Consider the following 26,309-nt stretch of genomic DNA (forward strand, 5'->3'; position numbering starts at 1 on the left):
GCCATCTCGTCGCCACCGGGCACCAGCTCCGGTAGCTCGGGAACATCGGGAACCACCAACGGTGACTGCTCCCCTGCCGCTTCGGACGGTGCAGGCGAGACGGGAGCCTCCGGAGGTGCGGTGGGGGTCTCTGCGACGTCCGGAACCAACTCGGGTGCAGGCGCGGGTGCAGCTTCGGGCGCGGGTGCAGCTTCGGGCGCCGGTGCAGCTTCGGGCGCCGGTGCAGCTTCGGGCGCCGGTGCAGCTTCGGGCGCGGGTGCAGCTTCGGGCGCGGGTGCAGCTTCGGGTGCGGGGGCTTCTGCAGCGGGAGCACCGGGGATCTCGATACCGAAGATCCGCGCGGCAGCTTCCTCCGCGGCACGCGCTTCGGCCTGAGCCATCTCGTCGCCACCGGGCACCAGCTCCGGTAGCTCGGGAACATCGGGAACCACCAACGGTGACTGCTCCCCTGCTGCCTCGGACGGTGCAGATGAAGCGGGAGCCTCGGGTGCTTCGGCTGCGGGGGCCTCTGCGGCTTCGGCGGTTGGAGCCTGAGGGGCCACTTCAGGAGTTGCCGGTGCTGCATCCTCAGGTGCCTGTGCGACGTCCGGGATCAACTCGGGCGCGGGCTGCTGCGGTTCAGGTTCAGGTACAGGTGCGGGGGCGGCCTGCGGTGCGGACGATTCCTCCGCGGGGGTGGGTGATACTGCCGGCGGAGCTTCTTCTGCGCTGATGGAGGTGTGCGTCAGGAAGAGTTGTTGGCCGATCTGGATCACGTCTGTAGTCAGTGGTCCGGTGGCGCCGTGGATTTGGGGGTAGAGGGAACCGTCACCGAGATACGTTTCGGCGAGGTCCCACAGTGTGTCGCCGGCCTTTACTGTGTAGGCGCCGTCGAGCTGCTTCTCGGGTGCTGCAGGCAGTGTGAGCGTGAGGCCTGCGTCGATCCAGGCTTCGTTTGGGATTGCGTTTTGGTTCAGTGACTGGATTTCCGGATAGCGTGTTCCGTCTCCGAGGTGCCGTTCGGCGAGGCCCCAGAGTGTGTCGCCCGATTCGGTGACGATGGTTGTTCCGGCAGCTGTCTGTGCTGGTGTTTTCGTCCAGGAGGGGGCGTTCTGTTGTGGGGTCTGGGTGTGGGTGTCGTTGAGGAAGGCGGGTGCGCTGATCGAGGTGGGTGAGGTGTGGTTGGGTCCGAGGATGTCGGCTGCGGGGGTGGCTGTTGCTGTGCCGGCTGTGATCAGTAGGAGTGCGCCGCTGACGAGTATTGCTGCCGAGTGTTGTTGGAGCTGGAGTCCTTTGATTCGTCTGACTTTGACGCCGCGGAGTGCTGCAGCGAGTTCGATGATGATCGAGTAGGTGAAGGTGGCCCAGGCGATCCAGCCGATGATCGTCAGTGCGGAGAGGAACAGGGTTCCGTCGTCTTGGGTGGTGAGTGCTTCTTTGACGGTGTCGAGGGTCAGGCTGGTGATGCCGGCGAGTGGGTTTCCGGCGAATGTGTAGAGCGCGAACGGGATTCCGGCGGTGAGCGAGAGGAGTGCAATGAGGTAGAGCAGGCCTTTGAGGCGGGCTGCGGCGACGTTCACGTCGTGGTCCTCTCGCTCGTTCGATAAGTGGTGGGGGTTGTGATGCCTTCGCTGCTGGGGTGCGCGGGGGCGGGGTGGGGCCGGGTCCCGGGTTCGCTCATGGTGCGCCGATTGCTCCGGCGCCGGTGTTGGTGCGGTTGAGGTTCACGTGTGCTGTTCCGACGACTGTTTGTTCTCCGAGTCCTATGAGGCCGAGGACTTTCGGTGTGTAGTGCGCTGTCGTGGTGATCAGGAGGGTGTTGGGGCCGGTGGGGACGACTACGCCTTTGATGTCGGTTGCGTTGAGGTACTTTTGCGCTTCGATCATGGCGGTTGCGGGGTTGACGACGACGGCTGTTCCGCGTGCGGCGAGTGGGGTGATGACGGCTTGGCCTGCGGCGCGTGCTGCTTCTTCGGCTACGAGTTGGGCTTGTTGTTTGGCGTGGAGCTTTCCGCCGCCGTCTACGACGAGGCCGAGGGCGAGGAGTAGAGCGAATGCTCCTATGACTGCCCAGAGGACGATTGATCCTTGGTCGTTTTGTTTGTTGCGGAGTTTCGCGATGAGTGTGTTCATCGGACTCTCTCTCGGTAGGTGTCGATCGGTGAGGAGCTTGTGTGGCGGATGGTGCGGACTCCGCTGATTCCGACGAGGCCGAGTGAGTCGAGGGAGACGTCGCATGTGACGGTGGTTTGGACGGTGCCTCTCACGCCGGGGCGGGTGCGGAAACCGCTGGCGTCGGTGCTGATGGAGAGGTTGACGCAGTTGAGTCCTTTTGCGGCGAGGTCCGATGTTGCTGCTTCGGTTGCGCTTGTGGTGGCCTGGGACATTGTTCGTGCGAGGGAGGCTGATCGGGATGCTTCGGCTGCGGCGTGTTCGACTTTTTGGTGTGCCATGGTGACCATGCCGCCGACGATGATGACGCCGATGAGGAGCAGGATGAATGGCGTCAGTATGACGAGTTCGAGGGTTTCGGCGCCGCGGTCGTTGGCGTGTATTCGTTTGCGTAGGTTGGTCATTGCGTTCAGTACGGTAGAGGCCGGTAAGGGAAGAGGATGTCGGGATCGAATCCGGTCGTTACCCCTAGGGCTAGGAGAAAGAGTGAGAGGGATGCGGCCACGAGGAGCCAGTTTCTGCGTGTTCGCATCATAGGTTTCTCCGCTCGTAGGACGCGCGTGTGTCGGGTTCATGGGATGGGGTGTCCGGTTCCGAGGATGACGGTGACTATCGCGTCTGGGCTGTAGAAGTAGAGAGCCGCGGTAATGGATCCGGTGAACAGGATCCCCCAAATTACTTCTTTGAGGGATAGGCGACTGTTCTCATCCACGGTCTGTTCATTCCTGAGTGAGTCCGTCATTGCGGTGACCTTCCCTCCGCTGTGGTTGACAGTTTCCGACGTCCGGGCCGGTACCGGGCGGTGGCCGCTCACCAGAGGTCTCCGGGGTTGGTGATGCGTTCGACGGGTGCGCTTTGATCGATGTTGATGGTCAGGTTCAGGAAGGGGATGAGCGAGATCGGTTGTCCCACAATCTGGATTGCGGCTTCGCGTTGGTTGCGTGTCACTGTGACGGCGGGGCCCCGTAGGACTGTGGCGCCGGTCTGTGCGATGAATCCGTAGGCGGCGGCTGTTCCTGCTGCTGATGTGCCGAATTGTGTTCGTGCTTGGCGGAGTCCTTCTTCGCCTGCTTTCATCGCTACGTTGCGGGCGTGGAAGTACAACGCTCCTTGGACTGCGCCGAAGAACAGTAGGAGGACGACTGGCCAGATGATGACGGTTTCCAGAACGCCACCGCGGTCGTTGCCGAGCCGAGACTTCAAGCGTGCGAGTGGTGTTGCTGTGGGTGGCCGCATGATCGCCCCTCCTTCGTTGGTGTGTGTTCAGACGATGGTTGCGAGGTAACGCTGAACTGTTGGGCCTAGCTGGATGAGGACGAAGATCGCGATGAGGCAGACTGCTGCGGACATGATCCAGAGACGCAGGATGCTTCCGCTGTCGTTGTGCCGGTTGCGGTTGATGAGTGTCATCGTCTCGCTCCGTTCTGCATCGCTGGCTCGAATTTTTTGGTGAGGGTGGATCGTCGGAGGAACGCGTTGTTTGTGTTCCTGGGGTTTCAGGAGGGTTGCGGCGATCCACCCTTGCACCTGGTGGGGTTGCTACTGGATCTGGTTGAGGTAGCGCATGACAACGGGTCCGATGTATGCGACGACTGCGATTGCGAGAGTCACCACGCCGGCCGCGATGATGACGTATTCGAGCATTGATCCGCGGTCAGAACGTCGTCGGTTGGATCCGCTGGCTCGATCGAGGAATCCGGTGATCATCGCGATGCCAGCGAGGGTGGTGACGGTGGTTGCGCGCTGTGCGCGGTGGGCGAAATTGGTGATCATCTGGGTTCCTCCTGTTTGTTTTTCCCTCTACTAATGAAGAGGTCCGTTTCGTGTGCCGCTGTGACCGCCTGGGTGAAAGTTTTTTTGAGTAGGCAGAAACTTGGCGTTTGCAGGTTAGCGCGGAATTGTTGGGGGGTACTGCCGAGAATGCGTGTTTGCGCTGGTGGGGCGTTCGCACTCTGGTCGCTGGTGCGCCTTTGGGGCGGTAATTGAATAGTTGCCATTGGACTCTTCCTCAGGACGATCCGAGAATGATGCTGGACATGGCTGGGATGAACAGCATGATCATGAAGACGATTCCGATGAGCGCGAGGGGAGCTTGGATCTTCTCGGTCGAGGAGCCGGCTTTGCCGAGTTCGTCGGAGAGTTGAGCGTTTCGCAGTGCGGATGCGCGGGCGCTGAGGGTGACGGCGACCGATGCTCCTTGTTCGCCGGTCAACGTCATGATGTCGGCGAGGTCGGCGAGGTCGGGTAGCTCGAGTTCGCCGGAGATTCGGGTGAGGGTGTCCCACGGCGCTTGTCCGGATCGTTGAGCTCGCATGAGTTCTTCGTCGAGGCGCCGGAAGACCCAGCTGTCGCCCACTGCTGCGGCTCTTTCAAGGCTCTGCACGGCTCCGACGCCGCCTGTGCGGTTGAGTGCGACGAATTCGATGTAGGCGCCGAGGGAGCGGCCGAATTCCTCACGGGCTACGGCAGCTTTCTTCCGGACTTCGATGTCTGGGGCGACGAAGCACGCTGCAGCGATGGCGAGGGAGAGGATTGCGGGGATGCCCCAGGGGATCCCGCGGCCGAGGATCGTGAGCATGAGATTGACGGCGGGGAAGAAAAGTAGGCCGAGGAGCGCAGAAAGAACCTTGTCCCCGAGAAAGTATGGAACCTCGATTTTGAGGATCGCGAGATCTGATCGAGGAATTTTGAGGATCGTGGAGTCTGCGGTGTACGGGAGTACTCGCCTTCCCACTTTTCCTCGAACGGATTCGTCGACGTTGATGTCGGCGGGTTTGTCGGTGGAGCGGTGGGCGCCGAGGTTGTCGAGCACTTCGGACAGAGATGCTTGTGCTGGTGCGAAACGCAGGAACAGGCAGATGAGTCCGACGCAGAGAACTACCGCCAACAGGGCGGCTTGGATCTGAAATGTCATGACAGAACTCCCTCGATGAAGCTCTCGCTTTTCTCGTTCGCCGCTTTGCGGGTCGTTCCGAGGAATCGCGGGAGTTTCGGTGGTTGTACGAGCTTCTTCATCCAGAGGAGACATCCGATGAAGGCGGCTATTTCGACGACGAAGATCAGTTGCCCTGCTGGTGTTTTGTAGAAGGCCATGTAGTCGGTGAGAACGAAGAGGCCTGTGATGAAACCGATCGTGATGATGGTGACCCATCGAGCGGTGGTGCGGCTGCCTTTGCGTGCCGCTTCGACTGCTCGGCGGTTCCTGACGTCTTCGGCCACTGACCGGGACAGTCGGTCGAGGACTGCGGTGAGTCCGGATCCACGGATGGCGGCGCTTTGGATGAGTGATCCCACGATGAGGTCGCCGGTGGCGTCGTCGAGGTCAGTTGCGAAGCTTCGGAGTGCGTCGTTGATCGGTGTGTTGGTGCGGAGCCTTTGGATCAGTCGGCTGATTTCGTCGGTGAGGGCTTCTGGCATCGCTTTGTGGGTGGCGATGATTGCTTGCTCGATGCCCGTTCCTACAGCAAGTACGCCGCTGAGGTTTCTCACCCACTCTTCCATGGCGTTGAGTCTGGCGATTTCCCCTTCGGCTGCTGGTTTGCCGAGAAGGTAAGGCAGAGCGACGAATGCGATGGGGCTGATGGGTAGTGCGATGAACCATCCGCTCACCATCCAGGTCAGCGCGCCGACGAGGGTGCCGGCGATGATGAGGAGGCGATACTTTCGGCTGATGTGGATGGTGGTTCGGCGGTGTTTCTGGGGGGCTGTGGGGTCTCTGCGGTCTTTCCAGCCGTGGTAGATCAGTGTGAGAGCGCCCAGAAGTAGGAGGACGAGGAGAACTGCCATCAGGGTGTACATGGTTAGTGTCCTTCCTCGAATTCCAGTGAGTGGAGCGGGATCAGGTGTTCGGGGAACCCGCCTTCGATGACTTTGCGGCGAAGTTTGGGGGGCAGGGTTCCGTATTCTCCGGTGCCGCCGGGGCGGCCTTGATAGACCGTGGATACTGCCGGCATGCCCTCCTCCCCCGGCTCGATCCAAATCACTTCACTGATGTAGCGGGTGTGGACACGTTCACCGGCGTCGTTGACGGAGTAGGACGTATCGAGCTGGATGATCAGGTTGATGTGGGCGGCGACCTGTCGGATGGCATAGCGTTCGGTGACGCCTGCTTCGAGAGCCACGGTAACCAGGCGGTTGATCGCGCCTTTTGCGTCGTCTGCGTGGGTGGTGGAGAGAGAGCCTTTGGCCATCTGCATCGCTTTGAACATCGCGATGATCTCTTTGCCTGCTACCTCACCGACGATTACTCGTTCGAGGTGCATGCGCACGAACGCGTAGAGGATGGCGGACAGGTCTGTGCCGCCTTTGAATTCGTTTGTCGTCGAGTCTCGTTCCCCACCGCCGTTGATCACCTCGGCCGGCACGACGAACCCTTTACGGCCGGGCATGTCGTGGAGGAACAGTTCTCGTTCGGTTTCGGCTGTGCCGATTCGAGTTTCGACCGGCAAGGCGTTCGCGAGCGCTCTGGTGAGCGTTGTCTTACCCGAGCCCATGGGTCCTGACGTGACGATGGATGCTCCGCCGATAACCATCGCGGTGAGCAGTTGGGACAGGAGGTCGGGCATGACTTTGTATCCGACGAGGGTGTCGAGTGTGATGTTTTTGAGGCGGTGCAGGCGGATCGCGACATGGGGTTCGGGGACGGTCCATGCCATCGCGGAGAGGCGGATGTTGCCGGGAAGGTTCAGTCGCAGATGCGGATTGTTGACTGCGAATGTGCGGCCGCCGCCGTCAGCGCGTTGACCGAGGTTGATCAGCCAGTCGATAAGTTCTTCGTCGGAGTCGAAGATGTTGGGGCGCTTCTGGATACGACCGTCCGGATACATGACGAGGACGCTGGTGCCTGTGAGGAGAACATTTTCGATGCTCGGGTCGTCGACGAGGACCTGAAGGGGGCCGAGCCCGAAGATGGTGTTGTAGACGTCTTGTGCGAGTTGCGCCTCTTCGCCTGGATCGATTGCGCCGGAGCCCCTTTCGATTCCCGCGGCTATGTGGCGTTTGACCTTGTCGGCGATGATATCGCGGCCCTTGGCCTGCTCTTCGTCTTTGGTGTACGGAAGGAGAGTGTCGGGGGCGTCCTCGGAGGCGACGTCTGCTTTTCGCTCGGAGACGATTGACGTGAGCTCTTGTGAGGCTTCGTCGACGAGCTTGCGCACCAGACGCCGGTACGCAACAGCATTCATTGCGGAATCGATTGGCTTCGCAGTGTTCTTCGGGATGGGAGGAGCATGCCAGGGTTGCTCGGCCGAGACGGGGGCGGCATTGCCGTGACCTGCGGCGCTGAGGAGGTTGGCCGCGGCACTGTTACTACGATGCTGGGGATGGGAGCTTGACGCGCCGAGGGGGTGAGCGTCAGCGTTTTCGTGGGCCCCTGGTGCAACCTGTGGGGCTGACTGCTGGTCGATCGTCAAGGCGTCGGCTTCGTCGACCTCGTTCAGTACCAACCAGAGTGGAACGCGTGCCGGGTCTTGTTCGTTGCGGTCTGTCATGACGGCTCTCCAAGGGCTTCACGGGCTGACGGGTTGCTCGGGAGTGTTTGATTCCGGGACGCATTCACCCATTCGGGCCGATGTTCTTCGACGTAGGTCTGCATCTTCGGCCATGCACCTTCGAGATTCCGCAGGTATCGGGACTGGGTTCTCTGGAACTTGGTGAGCTGGTGACCTTCTGAGAAGATTTTCGCGTGTTTCGGGGAATCGGGGAGGGTGAAGGCGACATCGACACCGAAAGACTTTGCGATCTCCGCGGCTCCATAGTACTTGTCGTCGATCACCACGAGCCCGAGTGCTGCGGGTGACCGAATCGCTCGGAGCTGGCCGCGCAACTGGTCGAGTACGCCCTTGAGTGAGCCGAGAGCTGTTGCGCTCGTTCGGGTTACTACCAGGATCAGGTCGGATTGCACCATCAGGTCGTGTGGCCCCGAACGATGTCCGATTCGGCCGGCGTCGACGATGATTGTCGCTCCATTCCGATCGATTGTGCGCAGGTGCGCGCCGAGCGGTCCCCACGTGGAGGTCATGGAATCTGCTTGTGATGCAGTTCTGAGTCCTGGCACGGCCCAGACATTGGTCTCTGGGATGTTCAGTGTCTGGGCGCCGAATGCTTGCCCGATCTGTCCATGTCGTGCGGGTTCAACCAGGTTGATCAGTGATCGGCGGCCGCGAGCGAGTGCGGATTCTCGGGAGGACTTGAAATAGCCGCTGTGCAAGGGCGATCCACCGACGGGATCGGCTTCGACATAGAGAACGCCGACGCTCTCGCAACTTAATGCAAGCCCGAGGGCGGTTGTCGAGACGCCAGGAGCGCCGGTTGCCGACGCGAGTACGACGAACATTTGACTACTTCTCTCTGGTGTCGAGCACGATAGCGACGCGCCGTGTCGCTGCTCGCGCCGATACCCAGGAGGCTTCGTCGGCCTGTACCAGAACGTCGACGGTGGTTTCCGACGTTTCCGGAATCAACCTGGTCGAAACGACCTGCGCTTTGCTGGTTATAGGGCCCTGAACTGGGGAATCATCCTGGTCCCGGGGAGTGTCGACGATGCGGACCTGGTCGCCGGCTCGGAGCGGTTCGGCGGGTAGTTTCGAGTAGCTGACGGTGACACCCACGAGGGTCAGGCCTTTGCCGGGGATGACAGCTGTGGTCACTGCGTTGGGGTTCAGAACGGTGCCACTGGGGATCGGTACGGCCGCTGCCTGGCCGACGACGGAGGCTTTGTCTTCCACTGCGACGGAGGCGATTCCAGCGTCGGCGTTCACTTGTTTGGTGGTGAGGTCTTGCGAGGTGATCTGCTGGCCTTGGGCGATGTCATGCGAGACCACCAGTACATTCGTCACTTGACGCATTCCGTTGACCAGGGCGACAGCTCCGATGACGAAGACGACGACTAAGGCGATGCCGGCTGCGAGGAAGATCGGGCGGCGCCGAACTTTCGTTCTCGAGGTTGCGGTGAAGTCTGAACCGCGCCGGGTGGTGGGGTTGTCCGGATCGACGTCTTCCCCGATGGCTTTGGACTTTGCTGTCGTGCGGAGTTTTTCGAAAACCATGGGTTTCAGTCCTTTTCGGTCTCAAGCTGAAAGTGCGCGGTCAGTGCCGCAGTGATGAGTTGACTCCGGGATCGCGCGGCGAAGGACTTCTTCAGTTCGTCGAGCACGTCGAAGTCGGAGGCGCGAAGGGAATAGGCCACCGGCGTGGTGGGGACTTTTGCCGGCGATGTCGATCCCACTCCCCTGGCTTTGAAGAGGCGCCCGCCGACCACGCCACCGGGGTGGACGTAGTCGTTGAGATGATCGAGTGTTTCTTCGATCGCCCAGATGATGAATTCGCCGGTGGTCAGCCGACGTTCGGTTCGCGCTTCGGCCAACTGTGCGGCGATGGCAGTGGGCAGATGGACATTCGAGGACACGACGGGATCAGTGAGATCGTCGTCGTCGGGCACGAGCGCATAGGTAGCGCTCGCTGGTGTGGCGAAGTCAGCTTCGAGGGATTCGTGGCGGCGACGCATCCCGGGGAGTCCTTGTGAGAGTGTCGGCTCAGTGGCTCGTGGGGAGCTCATCGCACTCCCCCGTGACTGATCCCGTAGGCGCGCGAAGAAAGGCGCTCAGGTTGCCGCTGAGACGTGTGATCGTCTCCTGATTGCTCAATCATCTGTATCCGCCTATCGCTTCGGCCGTGTGGCGTGTGGCCCTGACCTTGTGCCACACGACTAGGTATAGCGGCGGGTAGTTACACCACGAACACGTCAGTTACCCGCTCCAAATAGGAAGAACGTTGCAAAGCGGGTAAACCATCGCAAGCACCCTAATCTGACCTGCAGTTATCTGACAGAGGCAAATAAACGGCGCGGTTCGTATGGAATCCCAAACAACCCGCAATTCGGTGGTAGAACAGGGTTTCCACTGCCTGTGTAACATCCGTCACACATACTCCGATGTGGCGTCAATTGAGGCCCTGTCGCCGGAATTCAGCCCGTCGATGACCCGACATCGAGGCGACTGGACGGCCACGGAATTTGATTGAAATTTGCATAACCGCAAGCGAATTGACGAAGAAAAGGACTTCAGTCCCCATTCGGTCGATCTCGGTTTCTCCCACCACGGGAGCACAGGCAGCGTCCGTTCACACATCGCCGAACGGTTGACCCTGGCATATGTCTGCCCCTGGCCCCGACAACATGGTGTTACACACCCAACCGAGGGCCCGCTCGCGCCACAAAGACACCTCCCCACTACGTCACCGCACGCCCACCATTCGCCCACCATGCGCCCACCAATGGTCCACCTGACATCAGCGCGAGCCCTTCCGTAACCCTTCCAGTGGGCTACTGGTTGTCGACCGTCCCGCAGTCAACGACCGAATGACCACCGTCCGCTCGCTCGCTGACTCACGCCTCGTGTCCGTCCGCACTCCTCGTGACAGCGGCTCGTATTGCTGCGATCATTGACGGCATGCCCCTGCCGCTAGGTTCGACGCGCATGGAACCTGCGCACTGGATCGATGATCTGGCGTGGCATCGACAGGTGTACAAACAATCGAAGTTCCGCTGGGACGGCACCGAAGCCCTTCTGGTTGCCACCGAATTCACCGGAGGATGTCAAGAATTCCGGACCGTCGCCGATCTGCGCGATCTGGAGGGATACCGCCTCGCCCTGTCGGAGTACTCGATGACATGCCAGCGTGCACTCGGGCTGGCCCTGCAGGAGGCCCGGTACGGCTTGGGAGCAGGCCACTGGGAAGACATCGCCGCACTGCTGGATCTGACCGCCGTGGACTGTGCAGCCAGCTCGTACTTCGCGCGCTGGGGCGACCCTCGCGTCGCCGGCCAATTCAGCAATCCTCAAGTCCGCAGGATCAGAAAGATGTGTGCCGGATTCTTCTTCGCCAGTCCCTTACTTCTGGCGTGGGAACTATCCCAACTGTGGAAGCTCTATCGAGCTGCCGAAGAACTACTCGAGGACACGCTCGTCGACCTCGTCGTGGAGTTGCAACCACACGTACGGACCTCGGATCTTCTTCAGGCTTTGCATACGACGACCGAGGTCGGCCTCAGCAATCGGATCAGCAGTCAGCGACACGAACGCGGGCCGTCTGGAGATCCTCGCCGGGTACCTCGTCAGGCTTTCTCCCCACTCACAAATTGACTAGTATTCGCAGGTCAAACAGTTTTATACCCTAGTTTATGGTGCGAGTTCCGTCATCGCGCATGCCGTTCAATTCGTCTCGATGTGGACGGAGATATCGCCCGCGCGACTACGCCGGGGTGATCTGGCCCGAATTGCGTCGGGCCGGCCACAGCGAGTCCTCCGGTTTTCTCCGCCTTCATCCGCCGCCACTTCCGGCACCGGTTCCGTCATGCCTGCTGTTGCGCCTTCTACTTCGGGTTCCACTGTTGGTGCTCCTGCCTTCTCCGCCATCGGATATGGCTTTCGTTCCCCTGTTGCTTCCACTGCCCTTTGAGGCGTGGCGACTACCGCCGTTTCCGGCACGTATTCCCGCAGGGCTTCTGGCTGGCATTCCGCCGTGATTTCACGTGGGCGTTCCTCCGGCGGTTCCGCTGAGGTTTCTCCTGCGCTTTCCACCCCGTCTTGTGGCGACACTTCCGTCGCAGCTTCCGGCGTCGGTTCGTACGGAAACACACGCACGCATTCACGCCATAATTCCGGCGTGGTTTCTGGCGTGATTTCCACCGTGTTTACCTGCATGTTTTCACGTAGGACTTGCAAGTAGTTTTCCTCCGTGATTCACTACCTGTATGCAGGCAGCGATTCACGCACGTATTACCGCGCGGTTCCTCGCAGTAATTCCTGTATGTACTACAGCGTGAACACGCCCGGTAATTACCGCCATCAATCACACGCGATGTCCTACGCGTTGTGCGGCGTGAAATCCGGCAGACATTCTTTATCCGAAACCTCACCAACGTCGGAGTGACCAAATGGCCCAGAACATCGCAGCAGCCGTTTCCGAAACTGCAATCAGCAAGCAGATCCCCAACACCATCGCCTTCGCCAACGGCAAAGGCGGGGTAGGGAAGACCTCATTGAGTGCCAATTGTGGCGGACTAGCAGCCGCTGGTGGTTGGCGAGTCCTCATCCTCGACCTCGACCCTCAGGGGAATCTCGCCCGCGACCTCGGATACGACGTCGCCGACGGTCAGGACTTGCTCAACGCCCTCATCACCGGCACTGAGCCGCCGCTACTCAAAGACGTCCGGCCAGGTCTCGACGTAGTTCCGGGAGGGCCCACTCTCGCCGACATCCAGGGTCTGATGTTTTCACGCGCAAACAGGTCACACGGCGACGACGACGGGGAACCTGAAACACTCGGTGACCTGCTATTCCGGTCACTTTCTGGTATCGCGTCCGACTACGATCTCATCTTGTTCGACACTCCTCCGGGCGACGTCATGATCCTCGACGCTGTGCTGGCCTGCTGCCAGGGCGTGGTAATTCCCACGCGAGCAGACGAGGGCAGCCTCGACGGCCTCACCCGCATCGCGAAGCGGTTCAAACGAGCTCGGCGCGTCAATCCTGACCTTCGTCTCGCCGGCGTCGTCCTCTTCGGCATCGGTTCCCGGTCTTCTCGACTCGAAGACGCGGTTCGAGACTCTGTCTACGAAATCATCGGGGAATCTGCTCCCGTCTTCGACACCTACATTCGGTACCTCGAGACGGCCGGCTTTGACTTGCGCCGACACGGCATCCTCGCCCACGAGCTCGAAACTCAAGCTGCTGCCGCGCAGAAGGGTCGACTCAAGGCACTCCGAGCGGGAACTAAGCCTGAAGAAGATTTCTTGGCGCGCAATGCAACTGGGCTCGCCGAGGACTACGAAAAGCTCACGATGGAAATCATCGGCAAATTGACCGAGATCAATCAGGAAGTCGAGGCTGTGTCATGACTTCACGCAAGGTTGCACGCGAAAGCCTCGAAGATGCGTTCTCCGCGCCCAGCGGCCCAGGCAGAAGGGGAGCGGGCCTTGCGAATTTCCTTCCGCCGTCACGTGCGCCGCGCCCGTCCGCTACTTCACCTGTTCGCCCAGCCGTACAGACCCCGGAACCGAGGAACCCTGCACCTCAGGGAGAGAACGACGCGCCGGACCCAGTCGCGACGAGCGCGCCAACGCAACCCCGAGACGCTGTAGCCGCTCCGAGCGCGCCGGCAGCGCCGAAGCCAGCCGAGTCGCCTGCAACATCGCCGGCAGCGCCGAAGCCCGCCGAGTCGCCTGCAACATCGCCGGCAGCGCCGAAGCCAGCCGAGTCGCCCGCAGCATCGCCGGCATCGTCGGCAGCGCCGAAGCCCGCCGAGTCGTCGACAGAGAGTTCAGCGGACGTTGCGGATGCAGTCGAGAACATGCCGATCTACATCGACAGTGCGACCTTGACTGCGCTCAAGGCTGAAAAGGGTCGGATCGGCGGAACCTACGCCGACGTTGCGGAGGCCGCGCTCGACGAGCACATCGACCACGTCGGGGAGATTCTCCGGCAAGGGGCGGCGAATAAGTCTGCCGGCAGTTCCTTGCCCAAGCGCCGCAAATCCCCTCAGATCCGCGGAGGGATCCAGGTCCAGCTCCGGTTCACCAAGGCTCAACGTGACTGGCTTGACGAGAAGGTCGCGGAGTTCGGTGCACCGTCCCGAAGTGTTGTGGTGGCTGTCGCATTGCAGCTTCAGCTCGGGACTCGGGCGAGCTAGTCCCCGTTCGTAAATTTCTTTCCCGATCACTGGTGGACCAGTTCGACGCGTCTTCCACCATGCTCCCCACCATGCTCCCCACCATGCTCCCCATACTGGTGGGGAGCACTTTATAGGCTCTGACCTGGCATTTCTTGCCACTCCCCACGCTCCCCACACATTTTCGCGAAGGTTCGCGCGTAGAGGAATACGCGGGGAGATTTGACTCTGCGTGAAGCGCTGCTGAGAACTGGGCGTGCAGAGATGTCATGTCGCGTGCGCAGACTGAACGAAAAGATTTTCGGCTGAGCTGTCACAGGAGCGGGCGACGGGGACCTCCTCTCTTTTGAGAGGGGAGTTTCTCCGATCGAGGGAAGGCGGGAGAGAAGTCAGCATGAGTACCGCACTGGCAAGCGACACACCCACGAATCCGAGTAATCGCTATCAGATACGAATTGGACCTAAGGTTGCGCTATGGCACGTCCACACAAGGGGCCGCGTGGGTTCATTGCAACCCGGGCGCCTGAATGTCAACACAACATCTACGAGCAGCGCGCCCGGGAGGTCGGTCTCCCGTCTGGTGACTACGCAGTACTCGTCCTTGCGCTCGTTCATGGCTTCGACGTGCCCGACTACATCATCGTTCAGCTCGACCCGGAATCGCTGCATCGTCTCGACCCGCGTCAATACACGTCCAGCGACGATCAGGTCGATCGATTGGTTGCCGCAGTCGAACGTCGATCTCGGCCCCAACAATTGCGAATGGTGGGGACATGACCTCGTCCTAGACAGCGAAAAACCCCCCGTGCTTGGCGGCAGGAGGGGGGGCTTTTCTCGAATTATTCATCCGTTCAATTCAGGAAAGGAACTGGTACCGGAGCGAAAGCGACCGGTGTGCAGTACTCCAGCTGGAGTATCTGCTCAATTCGATTGATGAAAGGAGCGGTGTGTCTTCATGGTAGCTCACCCCTGCGTAGGGGCACTACCTTTGTGGGCAGTGTCGTCTACGACACAAGCACCCGTCGGTGACCGATGACGACCTCACCCGCGCACCGCGGCCACATGTGGTCGATGGAGAACATCCGGGGACTCCTCGAGTCCTCGGGTGGCATGAAGGTGCGTAGCTCCACTCAGCTTTCAGCTCGATGCCCCGTTCACGATGACGGGAATGCCTCACTGTCAGTGACCTGGACCAATGATGGTGCCGGCGGAAAAGTACTCCTCAAATGCCACGGCTGCGGGGCAAGTGCCCAGGACATCGTCGATGCCTTGGGGATTTCCACAGCAGATCTCTTCGACGAACCTCTTCCCCCTCGTAGTTCGGCAAATCCGTTAGCTGGTCGATCGGCCCAACAGCGAACCGCTGGCCGGCGCCGAGGCAAGCTCGGGGCCCTCCCGAAGTCGATTGTCACCAAAGCTGCAGGCCCTGAGATTGAGCACGAATGGGTGCCGGTTGCGACATACCCGTACGTCGATGCCGAGGGCTCGCTCGTCCAGGAGGTTGTCAGGGAAGAATGCTCCAGCTGCGAGCTCGGCCGGCACAAGCAGTTTCGGCAGGTGTTCGTCTCTGCGCTGGGGCGACGGGTCAAGCAAAAGCCCCGCGATTTCGAGTCGGTCCTTTACCGGACTCCACAGCTCCTCGCCGCTATCTCAGCCGGCACTCCGGTGTGGCTGGTCGAAGGTGAAAAAGATGTCGAGACCGCCGAGCAGGTCGGTCTTGTCGCCACCACGAACGCGCAGGGCGGGCGAAGCTTTCCTGCGGAGTGCGCCGCCGTTTTCGAGAATGCCACTGTCCGAGTCGTGCTCGATCGTGACGACGCCGGGTGGGATCGTGGGATCGATCTCGCTTCCTTGCTTGGGGGAGTGGGCGCACATGTGCAACTGCTGGTGCCCGCCACACTCGATCCGAAGAGCGATTTCACTGACCATGTGCACGGCGGCCTGTGGGAGTGCGACGAAGAGCTCGGTGGCTTCATCGAGGTCAGGGTGGGGGAGGTTGCGGCGCATGCATATGCAGGTGCTGTGCGCGGCAAACATGTCTTGGTTGAGAAAGCTGCTGCCGAGGCCGCCGCGCACGCCGCGCTGGCCACCGATGCAGAGTCTTCCGAGCTTGCGCTCAAGCGCGCCAAGCGTTGGGCTGTGGAGTCCGAGCTCCGTTTCGAGTCGTTGAGCGAAGCTGTCGACCGTTGCCGTCTGCAGGCGGCAACAGAGGGAAGTGAATGGGCGGGTCAGGCGGCTGATGAAGCTGTTGCGATCTGGCGTCTGGCACGCAGCGCCGCACGCGCTGCCCATGATGTCGCTCAATTGCCGGTCCCTCCCTTGCTTCAGGATCCGGACGAGCAGATCGACATCGTCCCCGCGCTCGACGAGGAGCCGGTCCCCGAGGCAGAAGCGGCTGAGCGAAAGGCCGGCGAGACCGGTGTCTTCGCAGCGGGTGCTGCTGCCCCCATCGGCGGTTCGACTATTCGCCGCGGATCCGCGATCTCAGCGCCGACGTATCGGATCGTCGATATGCAGCTGGTCGAGATCACCACAACCAAGGACGGCGAGGAGAACGCCAAACTGGTTTTGGGTCTTGATGCCCGGATCGTGGAGATGGAGTATCTCGAAGCTACCGATGATTCGTTGGACGTCGATGTTCCCGAGCTGATGGGACGTGAAGGAATCGTCGGCCAGAAGGAGGCGAATCCTCCAGCGCCGGAGCAATTGTCAGCTGTCATCATCGGCTACACACACCCGGACACCAGGGAGTTCATGCGGCTGCGCATCGCTGCGCTCGACTTCCGTGATTGCGGTTGGGTGGAGTCTCTGCCCGGTCCGCCCGCCTACGATTCACGACCGTCCGGGATCGCGAAACTTCGCGACGCGCTCAAAGTTGCTGGTGGAACCATCACCCGCACAGTTCGATTCCGCTCCACTGGATGGCGACGCACCCCTGAAGGTGAATGGTTCTTCGTTCATGCCGGGGGTGCAATCAGCAACGACGGCGCCCGGGTCGCGCCGGTCCTCCTGAGCGGACCTCTTGCTCGTTACGACCTGCCGGCACCTGTGGAAGACGCGTCGCGGCTCCGCGAAGCTTTCCTCGCTCATTCCGGGTCGATGCTGACCAAAATTCCGGCGCGGGTCTCGGCGACCTTGCTCGGTCATGTCTATCGGTCCGCTCTCGGCCCGAACCCGTGGGTGCTGCTGGTTGTGGGTTCGCCTGGGTCGTACAAGACCTCACTTACCTCGATTGCGATGCACCACTGGGGTGAGCTGTGGGATCGCCGCCGTCCGGCATCGTCGATGTCCGGGAACGGCGATACCCTCAATGCTCTTCGTATCAAGCTCAATTCGGCGAAGGATGCACTCTATTGGGCTGATGACGTCGCGCCGACTCGGGATTGGGGTGCAGCGCAGAAATCGCTCGAGGAATTCGCGCGTATGGTGCACAACGGCGAGCAACGGTCGCGTTCGACACGAGATGGTTTGGGCATTCTCGACGGCACTCCGCCGAGGGCATCGGCGGTTGTGACGTCCGAGGTGATGCCTCGTCCAGGGTCAGGAGCGCAGCGCATGCTCGCTGTGCCGTTGCAGTCTGATGAAATTGAACTCGACCAGTTGATCGCACTCGACCAGACCGAAAGTCGTCACGGGCGCGCTTTGCTGATGGCGTCGTTCCTGCAATATCTGGCGGGCAGGCTGGAAGAGATCCGGGAGTTGGCGTTCGGGGCGGCCGCGACATACGCAGAGTCGCTGCGCGATCACGGTGAGAGCGTCCGGCAAGCCGAAGCCGTCGGCGCTGTCTGGGGTGGCTGGATTGCCATGACGCGCTTTTTGTTCGATATCGGAGCCTTGACCCAGGCAGAGGTCGATCACACGCTCGAGCTTGTTCATGTCGGTCTTCGTGATGCCATCACTGCAGCAGCTGATCCGGATCTTCCTTCCCGTACAGGTGCCCGGGTGCGAGAGTTGATTGCGCATGCTCTGCGAACCGGGTTGGCGTACGTCGACGATGTGCGTACCGGTGAGGCTCCGGGACGGCCGTTGGCTGGGCGTTTGGGTTGGAAGCGAACTCTCGTCGGCGAGTTTCAGGACGTGAAGAAGTACCGCGAGGATGCTCGCGGAATCCGGCTCGGCTATGTGCTGACGGATCCGACTCCGCGGGACGGCGAAGCGCAGTTGCTCGTCGAATCGACAGCGCTCGAGCAGGTACTCAAATCGGCAGCACAGTCGATGTCGGATGCGCCGCAAATCGATCGAGGTACGGCGCTACGTGCGTTGTACGACGAGGGAATCCTGATCGGCGAGGAACGCGCAGGTAAAACACCCAGGTACACGGTTCAGCGCACCATTCATTGTGAAGATCGACGTCAGAGGTTGACTGCGCTGCGGTTGTGGAAGGTGATCGGCGAGCACCTCGGCGATGACGATATCGATGGCATCGATGGTTCCGGCCCTGACGGTGGTGGCAGCCCGATCGGGGATGGCGGGCCGGGGATCGATGATCCCGATTCTGGTGGTTCTGTATCTCCGGATCGGCCGCTGGACCTTGTCGATCTGCTGGCGATGGGGCCGGATGGTCGTAGCGATGACATACAGTCCACAGTGTCCAAGCACGTGCAGAGCCTGACCAGCCCTGCTATTTCGGAGGAGTTCCAGGTGGGTAGCTATTACGATGCCGACGGCCACAAGGCAGTCGCTCAACCGATGTCACCGGCCCAGGCTTGCCTGGTGTGTGGCGAGCTTGCGCCTTTCACCTTCGACGGAAACGCGATGCACGTTCCGTGCTGGCTCGGAAGTACATCGGAAAAGCGTGCCGCCCTTCTACATTCAAGCGTCCATAGCGGAAATCCGGTGCAAAACGCGTCGCCGGTGTCAGCACAATCCACTGATCTTTCTGCACATTCGGTTTCGAGCGCAGCACCGATTGACGGCACAGGTACGACGTCGTTGTCTCCCGGCAAGTCCAAGTCGCCATCCGGCGCTGCTGTGGCACGACCGAAGTTCATCGGCCCGGCTGGGGTGCTCGACGTCGACGGATTGTGGCTGCCGAGCGGTGAGGTAGTCGATCCTGGGCCGATCTTCCATGTCGGACACATCGCAGAGGTCATCCGGGCACAGAATTTCGGTACCGCAGTCAACGAGCGGTGGAGTGAACCAGGACAGATCTGGATCACCGATGCCATGGCACGTCAGTTCGGGATCGAGACGGGCGCCCTCGGGGACGATCCACGCAAGCGCGCTGAAGAAATGCGCTCGTTGACTGCAGGGATCCCTTTCGTGACTGAAGCGTTGGAGGAAGGGTGGTCGCTGGGCGGAAAGCTCGGCGATCGCCTGGGTACGTGGACGCGGGTATGGCATGGCGACGAGCGCGGCGTCTGGGTCGCGTTCGTCTCCGCCATGGGCCAGGACGAATTGGACATGCCAATCCTCGCTGATGCGCCGACACCAGCAGTGCTGGCGTCGAGGTTGGCGACATTCGCCGATGCGTTGAAGTTCCCGTGGGCAATGTCTGCGTCCACGACCGGATTCGATCTCATGATCAGCACTCGCTCACGGGAACGAGACACGGTTTTCGCTCCGTCACAACCAATTCCACCCTCCCAGATGAGCAACACCGAAACCGACATCGACTGGTCACGGCCGCCGACCGCCGATGAGGCCGAACATCTCTTTATCCACGCGTATGACCGAGGCGGATCCCACGCCGCGGGCATCGCCAGCCTCGAACTCGGAATCGGAGATCCGCAGCATCACGAGAGCGGGGCAGTATTCGACAAATCTCTGCCTGGTTACTGGAAGATCGAGATTCCGGAATCCTCGGACTGGCGGTACCCGAATCCGTTGAACCCGAGAGGGCTTTCGATCAACGAGCCCAAATGGGTCACAACGCCGACCATGCAGTACGCCCACGAACTCGGATACGAGCCGGAAGTTATCGAGGCGTACGTGTGGAACGAGCACGGCAGAGTTCTCGATCCTTGGTACAAGCGGATCCGCGATGCGCGTACCGCATTGGACCTTGCCGATCCCGATGCTCAACTCGCCCGCGATCAACTCAAGGTTGTCTACACGCGCACTCTGGGCATGCTCGGCAGTAGCGATTTCATGAAGGGCCGGCCGGGTTATGCACCGGAACGGCGCCATCACATCATCGCGAAAGCCCGAGCGAATATCCTGCGCCGCGTGGTGAAGATCGGCAAGGCCAGCGACAGGTGGCCAGTTGCCATCTCGAACGACACCGTTCTGTACGTCTCCAACAATCCTGATCCGATCGCATCCTGGCCGGGAGAGCAAGAGACGTTGGGTCGCGGGTTCGGCCAGTACAAATGGGAAGGTTCGGCCTTGCTCGCCGATCAGGTCGAGTTCTTGACAGGTAAGGGCTACCGAGGAAAAGACCAACTCCATTTGGACTGGAATGCCGCGGACTACACCGTGGGCGGTGATCAGTGATGGCGCGCAAGAACACGAACAAAGATCCTGGCCGCCGGTCGAAAATCTTCGGCGCCCTCACTGGAAGAAGCGGCGCCTCGGTCTCACCCGGGCGAGCAGCTCCGGACGTTCGAGGACTATTGCTCGCTGCCTATGGACTCAACAAGAGAGGTGGCCTCAACACTGCAGATGCCGCCAAAGATCTTGGGGTAACACAACGTACGGTTCAGCGGTGGGTAGCAACTGAAGGACGCCAGCGGATCGGTAAGCCCAAAGCCGACACGTTGCAGAAACTCGCAAAGAAATCGCGGCAAGCGGCCACGACACAGCGCGGCCGCAAAGCTGCGCTGGCATCTTTTCGAGGGACGCCGAAGGGCAAGGCACTCGCGAATCGGGGTGGTCACCTTCGCATACGTGGCCATCAAGGTCCGAGCGCCGCCGGCAAGACCTACAAGCGGGACCGCCAGATCCAACTCGAACTCACCCCTGCCGATGTCGAAGCAATGTGGTCGGCGTTCGAGCAGAACGGCGATGAAGGCGTGTCCACGTGGATGACGAACCATGCCGACGAGCAGTATGTCGCCGGCTGGGAATTCGAACGCATCGACGAGATGGGGATCGATCGCCCGTGATGGCACCTGCGGCCCCTCGGTGGACGCGTAAGCGCCTCGAGACGATGTTGGGGACCTGCTACGGGCGTACCCTCGCCGGCCACGTCGATACGGCTGCCGTCGCACATGCCGCCGGCGTCAGCGTTCGCACCGTCCAGCGCTGGATGGCGGGCAGCAATCGCCAGAACGCGGCGATTCCGCACACCAGACTTCTGCAGTTGTGCCGCCCGCCGGCCGACACTCAGGAGCGATCACAACAGGCTGCTGACTATGCACGTGAAGCGATCGTGAAAATCTCTCTACCCAAAGGGCGAGGAATCCTTCCCGCATGGCGCGAACAAGGTTGGCTCGAACCGCACGTCGTCGGAGTACTCGCATTACGCGGTCTTGCACTTCGGCAAGTGGTGATCAGTAACGGCACTGCTCGATCGACTGCCGACCTGCGGCGGCGAGGTGAGTTGCTCGACGTCACCACCGTACCGACACGGTTCCACGCCACTGTTCTCGTTCACGAGGTGCTCTCACGTGTCGAGCCGTGGTGCGTCTTGCCTTCTCGCGAGATCCTGGCAGTCGGTAGGACTCAAGTCTGGGCTGAAGACGGTCCAACAGTGGATCTTTCGCAGATCGCTGTCGCCGCGGCTTTGCGCTGACACCACCCAACGTCGCGATACCGACGTATTGGAAAAGCCCCCACAGTGGTGAAAACCGCGATCAATGAGAGGTCAGCGTGCGTCCGGGTCCAGTCCCACGCGTCTGAGTACTCGCCAGAGTTTTTCGTTGTCCAAAGTCTTGCGGTGTTCCGCGATGGCTTGGACGAGCTTTTCTATGACCTCGCGTGATCGCGGGTTGAACTGTGCTGCCCGCTCGCCTATCCAGGCCAGAGGCGCATCCTCTGCCTTGTCGATTCGGTCGAGCGCCATGACTGATTTGTCGATGAATTTCCTGGCGCGGCCTTGTTGTTTGTCATCCAACTCTCCTGCGTCGAGAGCTGCTTTGGCTTGATCCACGAAGTCTTCGAGGATGGCCGTCGCCCGATCCGCCAATTCATCGTCGAAAGCCAGCACATTCCAAAAGTTTCGCCAGTGCGCGTTGTACTTTCGCTCTGAGGATCGAGGAATCAGGTGGTCACGAAGGATGCATTCGAAAACCTCTGCATCAAGCACTCGCAGGTCGGCGGCACCGCTAAAGGCCGGCAAATCAACAGGGTTGGAGATCCTGCGCCACGGCTCTTGCTGCGTCATCGGTGGGATCCTCATCCTCTGTACTACTGCCGTTTCAATACCCTCATCCACTTCAACACACACATGTCGGCTAAGGGCCGAAACTGCGGGGTTCCGAACACAACCTACCGCCCCCTGCCCCTGCCCCTCACGCTGCCCCCGGCACCGTGAGGGGCAGGGGCATTTTCATCGAAAGTTTCCCATATATCAGCAGGTCAGGCAGTAGAATGATCAGTGTCCTAGTGAAGTGTGGGCGGACTGACCATCCTCCCTCTACCGGTTATTTTGGAGTTGGCATGTTGACGATTTCGCACAGCGCGGTTGATGGCACGTTGATCGATGGAACCTCCCGCGGTGACGGTTCCGGCGAGGTACTACGGGCGCACGGGTGGCGGTGGTTTCGCAGCATTGCGATGTGGGGAATGCGGGGGAGTCGCGATCGAGCGCCCCGTGTTCGCTTGATCGACATGACGGCAGATGCCTTACGGGCGCAGGGTTTCGAGGTCGAGATTTCAATCGATGCCACAGCTAGGCCGGCGGTCGAGGTTGAAGCCGATCGCATCGATCGGCAGGCGGAGCGCGTCGCTGCACTTGAGCAGAAGGCGGAACGCCGCTCGGATAGAGCGGAACAGGCGTGGAAGGCGGAACATCGCGCGGTCGAAGCGCTGCCTCCCGGGGGAGAGCCGATCAAGATCGGTCATCATTCCGAACAGCGCCATCGCCGAGCACTCGATACAGCGCACAGGCGGCTCGGTCAGGCAGTTTCCGCCCAGAATGATGCACGGCAAGCGCAACGACGTGCAGAGTCCGCAGCTGCGACTACAGAGGCTCGCTACAGCCCTGTGACGGTGAAGAACCGCATCGACAAGTTGCACGCCGATCAGCGGGCGGACCAGCGCGAACGCGACGGACATGAACGGACGTTGTTTGTCCTGGGCGACACCAAGCAGGTCGAGAAATTCCCACCTGCGCAAGGCGCTTACCGGGAACTGCTCGAAAGCAGGATCGCCGAGCGCGAGGACCAGATCAGTTACTGGGAAGCGGTCCGGGCTCAGCAAATCGAATCCGGGAAGGCGACGAACTACGGTCCCGACACGATCTCGAAGGGCGATCTCGTCCAGTGGTCCGGAGGTTGGTACCCGGTTGTCCGGGTCAACAAAAAGTCTGTGACGATTCCTTCCATAGTCGGGGGGAGTTGGACTGACACCATGCCGTACCACAAGCTCAGCGGGCATAAACGTCCCGACGAAGGTGCGCAGACCGCGGCGGCCGGAACCGCCTCAGAGGAGATCCGCTCATGAGTGATCATCGAACAGAAATCCACAGCGGAGAGTTTCGACAGTCTCGGCACTACCCGGTTACTGCGGCAGTGGAGGATATTGCAGCGCAGTCCTTTTCGAGGTTGTACCCAGATGCGCAGTGGCCTCCGGTCAATGCACAGTTCGCCGATGTTTATCGTTTAGCCGCTTGGAGGCTTCTCACACCACTCACGGTTGTTGCAGCACTCGACTGCTCGGTGTTGACGTCGCGAGAATGGTTGTCACTCAATGAGAGTGAACAGTCGGAGTGGATCGCACAGGCACAGGGAACCAATTCGCTACTAGTGCGCACTGCGGTCGGAGCAATGACAGCGGAGAGCGTCGCTGCGATATAGCGGAGCCTGCGCCATCCCGAGGATTCGCCGGCCACCACCCATGGATCAGGCCTGGTCGCGCAACCGCGCGACCAGGCCTTCTTCCATGTCTCGCCCTGCCCCCGGCACGGCGAGGGGCAGTGGCGTTTCAGACCAATTCCGTCGGTGCTGTCGATTAGTGTTTGTGCTGTCCTAGTTCGTCTTCGGTGAGCATGACCAGCTCACCTTGTGCCCACTCAAAGGGGATCTGTCGTGGTGTTTGTTTCAGTACCGAGTGTCGATAGTGCAATTTCCGATAGCAGGCGTGAGGCGTGGGCATTTTTGTCCGTGGTCTCGGACGGGCCATCCGCGGCGTTGGTCGCTTTGGTCGAGGAGCTCGGAGTCGAAGAGGCTGCAGCAGCTGTTAGGGACCGAGTGCCCGTCGAGGGATTGCCTCTGGGATCTGAGGATCTACGGCGAGGCGATCGGGCCGCGCAGTTCCTCGAGGCCACAGAGCATCTCGGCGGGCGGTTCGTCACTCCCGACGACGCAGAGTGGCCACGCGAACGATTTAGCGCCCTCACCGGCGCAGACGGGGATGATGTGAGCCCTCTTGGACTCTGGGTCCTCGGCACTGGTTCCCTGCACTCCGATCGGGGCATGATCGCGATCGCGGGAAGCCGGGCGTCGACGGCATACGGCGAACATGTGACCTCCGAGATTGCCGGTGACCTGTCCGCTACGGGTTGGACTGTCGTTTCGACAGGATCCTTCGGAATTGCTTCTGCCGCACATCGTGCTGCCTTGGCAGTGGGCGGTGCGACGATCGCAGTCACAGCAGCAAGCATCGACCGGGCTCATCCCGCTGCACATGAGCGAATGTTCCGAGACATCTCGGAGCATGGCGGCCTTGTGGTCAGTGAGTACCCGCCCACACACTCGGTCCCCTCTCGGCATCGTTCGCTCGCGCTGAATCGCTTGATCGCCGCCCTGTCTCAGGCGTCGGTGGTTGTAGAGACCGGTTGGCGCGGCGGTTCTCGTGACATTTTGACGTGGGCGTCCAAGCTCGGCCGACCCGCGCTGGCGGTACCAGGTCCGGTGACCTCGGCCGCCTCCGAAGGGTGTCACCGAGCGATCAGGGAGGGTCACGCTGCCTTGGTGACGAATAGTGCGGACGTCGTCGCCGCGATCGCCTAAACCCCGATCCCCGCAGACGCGGGGAAGGCCCTGGTCCGCACCCTCTGGACCAGGGCCTTTCTCGCGTCTCGCCCTGCCCCCGGCACGGCGAGGGCAGGCGGCATTTCACCGCCGTTCATGGCTCTTTTTGTCGGAGGCATGTGGCAGTGTCATCGGTGTTGTCCTAGTCCGGTGCGCCTCACCAGCGCACCCCCACGACCCAAAGGGGTTACCTGTGAGTACTTTTCGTTTGTCTTCGCCGTCCGATTGCGTTGCCGGTGCTGTTGCGCTCGGCGGTCATATTCCTGTCGATGAGGTGGTTGTGATCGCCCTCGATCTCGAGCCGATGCCGGTTGCGATGATCAAGCTGACTGATGTCGAGTCGGCGCGAGTTCTGGCGAATCTGGAGGGCGCCACTCCGTTCGCCCAGTGCCGCGAAATGTTGGTAGTGGTGTTCGGGCCGGTTGAGCGTGGCGATGCTGTGGGTGAGGTGTTCGAGCAGTTCCGACCGGATGCGGTTACACCGGTGTACGTCTTCACCGAGGGTGTCGTTCGCCGGTGGCACGGCGTCGGATCGCTCGCGTTGCAGGCCGGTGACCAGATGGATTTGCGGTCGCATCCGATCGTGTTGGAGGCGCAGTCACTCGGCGTGGCCACGCTGCAGACTCGTGCGCAGATGCGCGCAGCTTTCGAACCAGCTCAGTTCGGCGCAGAGCGCGCCGCAACGGTCGCGCAAGGTTTCGATCAGCAGCGAGTGAAATTGGCGGCCATGGATCCACGCGGGGCAGCCGAACTCGCGTTCACCAGTGGATTAGCGCCGTATATCGGTCGTGCAAAGAATGACGGGGGAATCGTCGTCACGGACGAACATGCAGCGCTTATCGCGGCCGCGATGCACGATGTGACTGTCCGTGATCTGTTGTTCGTACATGTGACGGACAAGAACGCCGATGCCGCCGCTGAGATGTTGCGGCAAGTAGGGGCACTACTGCCCGCCAACCTTGCCGGTCCGGTGATCATCATCGGCGCGATATTCCATTGGGTGGCGCGTCATGCGGCGCTTTCTCGCGAGGCCCTCATCGTGGGGCGCACTCTCGATCCGGCTCATTCCTTCGGGCAGTTGTTCGAGCGCGCACTCGACTTCGGAATGAATCCGGCACTCTGGGACCAACTGCGCACGGCGGCGGTAACAGCGAGCACTCGAACCGGAAGATAACGATTCGGTGGTGCCGTCCCGATCAGCCAAAGGATGGCACCACCACTTTCGATTGCGCCGCAACCGAAACAGCGCACACATTTTTTGTGCGCGCCTTCTCTTGGAATCTTTTTTGCCACAACGAAAAGCAGCCACGAGTCCGGCGCGCAGCGCGTAGGACTTCCGTCATCAGGGCGGCTTGCCGCCCGCGCCCTTCCGGTTCCGGGCGCAGCCCGGAGCTACGGCCCCTTCGGGGCCGTAGC

General features: G+C 61.1%; 26 protein-coding genes. 10 read left to right on the forward strand and 16 right to left on the reverse strand.

Annotated elements, in window-relative coordinates; genetic code table 11:
* The 13 genes from AC1Q6C_RS30815 to AC1Q6C_RS30875 form a co-directional block, all read right to left on the reverse strand.
* Positions 1–1,559 (reverse strand): LysM peptidoglycan-binding domain-containing protein (locus AC1Q6C_RS30815; RefSeq protein ID WP_492667013.1); only part of this gene is annotated, 1,559 nt, incomplete at its 3' end.
* 97 nt (positions 1,560–1,656) lie between these two features.
* Positions 1,657–2,112 (reverse strand): pilus assembly protein TadG-related protein, encoded by a 456-nt coding sequence (locus tag AC1Q6C_RS30820; RefSeq protein ID WP_030537757.1) that lies wholly within the window; start codon positions 2,110–2,112, stop codon positions 1,657–1,659.
* The gene (locus tag AC1Q6C_RS30825; protein WP_075836493.1) at positions 2,109–2,555 is read right to left on the reverse strand and encodes a TadE/TadG family type IV pilus assembly protein; all 447 of its coding nucleotides are present in this window, start codon (positions 2,553–2,555) and stop codon (positions 2,109–2,111) included. Before AC1Q6C_RS30825 ends, AC1Q6C_RS30820 begins: the two co-directional genes overlap by 4 nt.
* Positions 2,556–2,722: 167 nt before the next feature.
* Complete coding sequence (locus AC1Q6C_RS30830; RefSeq protein ID WP_155277958.1) at positions 2,723–2,863, reverse strand: hypothetical protein; 141 nt, start codon at positions 2,861–2,863, stop codon at positions 2,723–2,725.
* A 98-nt stretch (positions 2,864–2,961) separates the two neighbouring features.
* A complete protein-coding gene (locus AC1Q6C_RS30835) occupies positions 2,962–3,387 on the reverse strand; it encodes a TadE family protein (RefSeq protein ID WP_030537754.1) in 426 nt (141 codons plus the stop codon).
* A gap of 27 nt (positions 3,388–3,414) precedes the next feature.
* On the reverse strand, positions 3,415–3,561 hold the full coding sequence (locus AC1Q6C_RS30840) for a hypothetical protein (protein WP_155277957.1): 147 nt from the start codon (positions 3,559–3,561) through the stop codon (positions 3,415–3,417).
* Between the two features lie 129 nt (positions 3,562–3,690).
* On the reverse strand, positions 3,691–3,924 hold the full coding sequence (locus tag AC1Q6C_RS30845; protein ID WP_030537753.1) for a hypothetical protein: 234 nt from the start codon (positions 3,922–3,924) through the stop codon (positions 3,691–3,693).
* Positions 3,925–4,159: 235 nt separating this feature from the next.
* Positions 4,160–5,065 carry a type II secretion system F family protein gene (locus AC1Q6C_RS30850; protein WP_030537752.1) on the reverse strand — a complete coding sequence of 302 codons (906 nt, stop codon included), beginning with the start codon at positions 5,063–5,065 and terminating at the stop codon, positions 4,160–4,162.
* Positions 5,062–5,949, reverse strand: a complete 888-nt coding sequence (locus AC1Q6C_RS30855) for a type II secretion system F family protein (RefSeq protein ID WP_075836491.1) — start codon at positions 5,947–5,949, stop codon at positions 5,062–5,064. Before AC1Q6C_RS30855 ends, AC1Q6C_RS30850 begins: the two co-directional genes overlap by 4 nt.
* Before the next feature lie 2 nt (positions 5,950–5,951).
* Positions 5,952–7,640: a TadA family conjugal transfer-associated ATPase gene (locus tag AC1Q6C_RS30860; protein ID WP_083954822.1), complete on the reverse strand. Its 1,689-nt coding sequence runs from the start codon at positions 7,638–7,640 to the stop codon at positions 5,952–5,954.
* Positions 7,637–8,485, reverse strand: coding sequence for a P-loop NTPase family protein (locus AC1Q6C_RS30865; RefSeq protein ID WP_075836489.1), 849 nt, complete (start codon positions 8,483–8,485; stop codon positions 7,637–7,639). The genes AC1Q6C_RS30860 and AC1Q6C_RS30865 overlap by 4 nt, the downstream gene beginning before the upstream one ends.
* Positions 8,486–8,489: 4 nt before the next feature.
* Positions 8,490–9,197, reverse strand: coding sequence for an SAF domain-containing protein (locus AC1Q6C_RS30870; RefSeq protein ID WP_051720975.1), 708 nt, complete (start codon positions 9,195–9,197; stop codon positions 8,490–8,492).
* A 5-nt stretch (positions 9,198–9,202) separates the two neighbouring features.
* Positions 9,203–9,706 carry a hypothetical protein gene (locus tag AC1Q6C_RS30875; RefSeq protein WP_143542648.1) on the reverse strand — a complete coding sequence of 168 codons (504 nt, stop codon included), beginning with the start codon at positions 9,704–9,706 and terminating at the stop codon, positions 9,203–9,205.
* An 892-nt stretch (positions 9,707–10,598) separates the two neighbouring features.
* Between AC1Q6C_RS30875 and AC1Q6C_RS30880 the strand changes: the two genes are divergently transcribed.
* Entirely contained in the window at positions 10,599–11,291 is a 693-nt protein-coding gene (locus AC1Q6C_RS30880) for a hypothetical protein (RefSeq protein ID WP_030537746.1), read from the forward strand.
* Between the two features lie 69 nt (positions 11,292–11,360).
* On the opposite strand, the gene AC1Q6C_RS30885 is transcribed toward AC1Q6C_RS30880, so the two are convergent.
* Positions 11,361–11,852 (reverse strand): hypothetical protein, encoded by a 492-nt coding sequence (locus tag AC1Q6C_RS30885; protein WP_143542649.1) that lies wholly within the window; start codon positions 11,850–11,852, stop codon positions 11,361–11,363.
* Between the two features lie 233 nt (positions 11,853–12,085).
* On the opposite strand from AC1Q6C_RS30885, the gene AC1Q6C_RS30890 reads away from it, so the two are divergent.
* A complete protein-coding gene (locus AC1Q6C_RS30890) occupies positions 12,086–13,048 on the forward strand; it encodes a ParA family protein (protein ID WP_030537745.1) in 963 nt (320 codons plus the stop codon).
* Positions 13,049–13,223: 175 nt separating this feature from the next.
* Here the strand turns inward: AC1Q6C_RS30890 and AC1Q6C_RS30895 are convergent, their stop codons facing one another.
* Positions 13,224–13,502: a hypothetical protein gene (locus AC1Q6C_RS30895; protein WP_075836487.1), complete on the reverse strand. Its 279-nt coding sequence runs from the start codon at positions 13,500–13,502 to the stop codon at positions 13,224–13,226.
* On the opposite strand from AC1Q6C_RS30895, the gene AC1Q6C_RS30900 reads away from it, so the two are divergent.
* The 5 genes from AC1Q6C_RS30900 to AC1Q6C_RS30920 all read left to right on the forward strand — a co-directional run bounded on the left by AC1Q6C_RS30900 (position 13,501) and on the right by AC1Q6C_RS30920 (position 21,493).
* The gene (locus AC1Q6C_RS30900; RefSeq protein WP_030537743.1) at positions 13,501–13,839 is read left to right on the forward strand and encodes a hypothetical protein; all 339 of its coding nucleotides are present in this window, start codon (positions 13,501–13,503) and stop codon (positions 13,837–13,839) included. The genes AC1Q6C_RS30895 and AC1Q6C_RS30900 overlap by 2 nt on opposite strands.
* Positions 13,840–14,292: 453 nt before the next feature.
* Positions 14,293–14,595 carry a hypothetical protein gene (locus AC1Q6C_RS30905; protein WP_075836485.1) on the forward strand — a complete coding sequence of 101 codons (303 nt, stop codon included), beginning with the start codon at positions 14,293–14,295 and terminating at the stop codon, positions 14,593–14,595.
* Between the two features lie 255 nt (positions 14,596–14,850).
* Positions 14,851–20,253, forward strand: coding sequence for a telomere-binding protein (locus AC1Q6C_RS30910; protein ID WP_075836483.1), 5,403 nt, complete (start codon positions 14,851–14,853; stop codon positions 20,251–20,253).
* Positions 20,253–20,864 carry a terminal protein gene (locus AC1Q6C_RS30915; RefSeq protein WP_075836481.1) on the forward strand — a complete coding sequence of 204 codons (612 nt, stop codon included), beginning with the start codon at positions 20,253–20,255 and terminating at the stop codon, positions 20,862–20,864. The genes AC1Q6C_RS30910 and AC1Q6C_RS30915 overlap by 1 nt, the downstream gene beginning before the upstream one ends.
* The gene (locus AC1Q6C_RS30920) at positions 20,864–21,493 is read left to right on the forward strand and encodes a hypothetical protein (protein ID WP_075836479.1); all 630 of its coding nucleotides are present in this window, start codon (positions 20,864–20,866) and stop codon (positions 21,491–21,493) included. The genes AC1Q6C_RS30915 and AC1Q6C_RS30920 overlap by 1 nt, the downstream gene beginning before the upstream one ends.
* A gap of 72 nt (positions 21,494–21,565) precedes the next feature.
* Here AC1Q6C_RS30920 and AC1Q6C_RS30925 read toward each other — a convergent pair whose 3' ends face one another.
* Complete coding sequence (locus AC1Q6C_RS30925; RefSeq protein ID WP_052416914.1) at positions 21,566–22,084, reverse strand: hypothetical protein; 519 nt, start codon at positions 22,082–22,084, stop codon at positions 21,566–21,568.
* Between the two features lie 275 nt (positions 22,085–22,359).
* Between AC1Q6C_RS30925 and AC1Q6C_RS30930 the strand changes: the two genes are divergently transcribed.
* The 3 genes from AC1Q6C_RS30930 to AC1Q6C_RS30940 all read left to right on the forward strand — a co-directional run bounded on the left by AC1Q6C_RS30930 (position 22,360) and on the right by AC1Q6C_RS30940 (position 26,067).
* The gene (locus AC1Q6C_RS30930; protein ID WP_075836477.1) at positions 22,360–23,364 is read left to right on the forward strand and encodes a DUF3560 domain-containing protein; all 1,005 of its coding nucleotides are present in this window, start codon (positions 22,360–22,362) and stop codon (positions 23,362–23,364) included.
* A 584-nt stretch (positions 23,365–23,948) separates the two neighbouring features.
* Entirely contained in the window at positions 23,949–24,872 is a 924-nt protein-coding gene (locus AC1Q6C_RS30935) for a DNA-processing protein DprA (protein WP_190287677.1), read from the forward strand.
* A gap of 214 nt (positions 24,873–25,086) precedes the next feature.
* Positions 25,087–26,067, forward strand: coding sequence for a DUF4192 family protein (locus AC1Q6C_RS30940; protein ID WP_223304708.1), 981 nt, complete (start codon positions 25,087–25,089; stop codon positions 26,065–26,067).
* Positions 26,068–26,309: the final 242 nt, after the last annotated feature.

This window comes from Rhodococcus sp. MT28, from assembly GCF_058792695.1.

Coding starts and splice junctions, on each gene's coding strand:
- AC1Q6C_RS30820 (WP_030537757.1), bottom strand. CDS start 2,112: ATGAACACACTCATCGCGAAACTCCGCAACAAACAAAACGACCAAGGA.
- AC1Q6C_RS30825 (WP_075836493.1), bottom strand. CDS start 2,555: ATGACCAACCTACGCAAACGAATACACGCCAACGACCGCGGCGCCGAA.
- AC1Q6C_RS30835 (WP_030537754.1), bottom strand. CDS start 3,387: ATGCGGCCACCCACAGCAACACCACTCGCACGCTTGAAGTCTCGGCTC.
- AC1Q6C_RS30840 (WP_155277957.1), bottom strand. CDS start 3,561: ATGACACTCATCAACCGCAACCGGCACAACGACAGCGGAAGCATCCTG.
- AC1Q6C_RS30845 (WP_030537753.1), bottom strand. CDS start 3,924: ATGATCACCAATTTCGCCCACCGCGCACAGCGCGCAACCACCGTCACC.
- AC1Q6C_RS30850 (WP_030537752.1), bottom strand. CDS start 5,065: ATGACATTTCAGATCCAAGCCGCCCTGTTGGCGGTAGTTCTCTGCGTC.
- AC1Q6C_RS30855 (WP_075836491.1), bottom strand. CDS start 5,949: ATGTACACCCTGATGGCAGTTCTCCTCGTCCTCCTACTTCTGGGCGCT.
- AC1Q6C_RS30860 (WP_083954822.1), bottom strand. CDS start 7,640: ATGACAGACCGCAACGAACAAGACCCGGCACGCGTTCCACTCTGGTTG.
- AC1Q6C_RS30865 (WP_075836489.1), bottom strand. CDS start 8,485: ATGTTCGTCGTACTCGCGTCGGCAACCGGCGCTCCTGGCGTCTCGACA.
- AC1Q6C_RS30870 (WP_051720975.1), bottom strand. CDS start 9,197: ATGGTTTTCGAAAAACTCCGCACGACAGCAAAGTCCAAAGCCATCGGG.
- AC1Q6C_RS30875 (WP_143542648.1), bottom strand. CDS start 9,706: ATGAGCTCCCCACGAGCCACTGAGCCGACACTCTCACAAGGACTCCCC.
- AC1Q6C_RS30880 (WP_030537746.1), top strand. CDS start 10,599: ATGCCCCTGCCGCTAGGTTCGACGCGCATGGAACCTGCGCACTGGATC.
- AC1Q6C_RS30885 (WP_143542649.1), bottom strand. CDS start 11,852: ATGCAGGTAAACACGGTGGAAATCACGCCAGAAACCACGCCGGAATTA.
- AC1Q6C_RS30890 (WP_030537745.1), top strand. CDS start 12,086: ATGGCCCAGAACATCGCAGCAGCCGTTTCCGAAACTGCAATCAGCAAG.
- AC1Q6C_RS30900 (WP_030537743.1), top strand. CDS start 13,501: ATGCCGATCTACATCGACAGTGCGACCTTGACTGCGCTCAAGGCTGAA.
- AC1Q6C_RS30895 (WP_075836487.1), bottom strand. CDS start 13,502: ATGTTCTCGACTGCATCCGCAACGTCCGCTGAACTCTCTGTCGACGAC.
- AC1Q6C_RS30905 (WP_075836485.1), top strand. CDS start 14,293: ATGGCACGTCCACACAAGGGGCCGCGTGGGTTCATTGCAACCCGGGCG.
- AC1Q6C_RS30910 (WP_075836483.1), top strand. CDS start 14,851: ATGACGACCTCACCCGCGCACCGCGGCCACATGTGGTCGATGGAGAAC.
- AC1Q6C_RS30915 (WP_075836481.1), top strand. CDS start 20,253: ATGGCGCGCAAGAACACGAACAAAGATCCTGGCCGCCGGTCGAAAATC.
- AC1Q6C_RS30920 (WP_075836479.1), top strand. CDS start 20,864: ATGGCACCTGCGGCCCCTCGGTGGACGCGTAAGCGCCTCGAGACGATG.
- AC1Q6C_RS30925 (WP_052416914.1), bottom strand. CDS start 22,084: ATGACGCAGCAAGAGCCGTGGCGCAGGATCTCCAACCCTGTTGATTTG.
- AC1Q6C_RS30930 (WP_075836477.1), top strand. CDS start 22,360: ATGTTGACGATTTCGCACAGCGCGGTTGATGGCACGTTGATCGATGGA.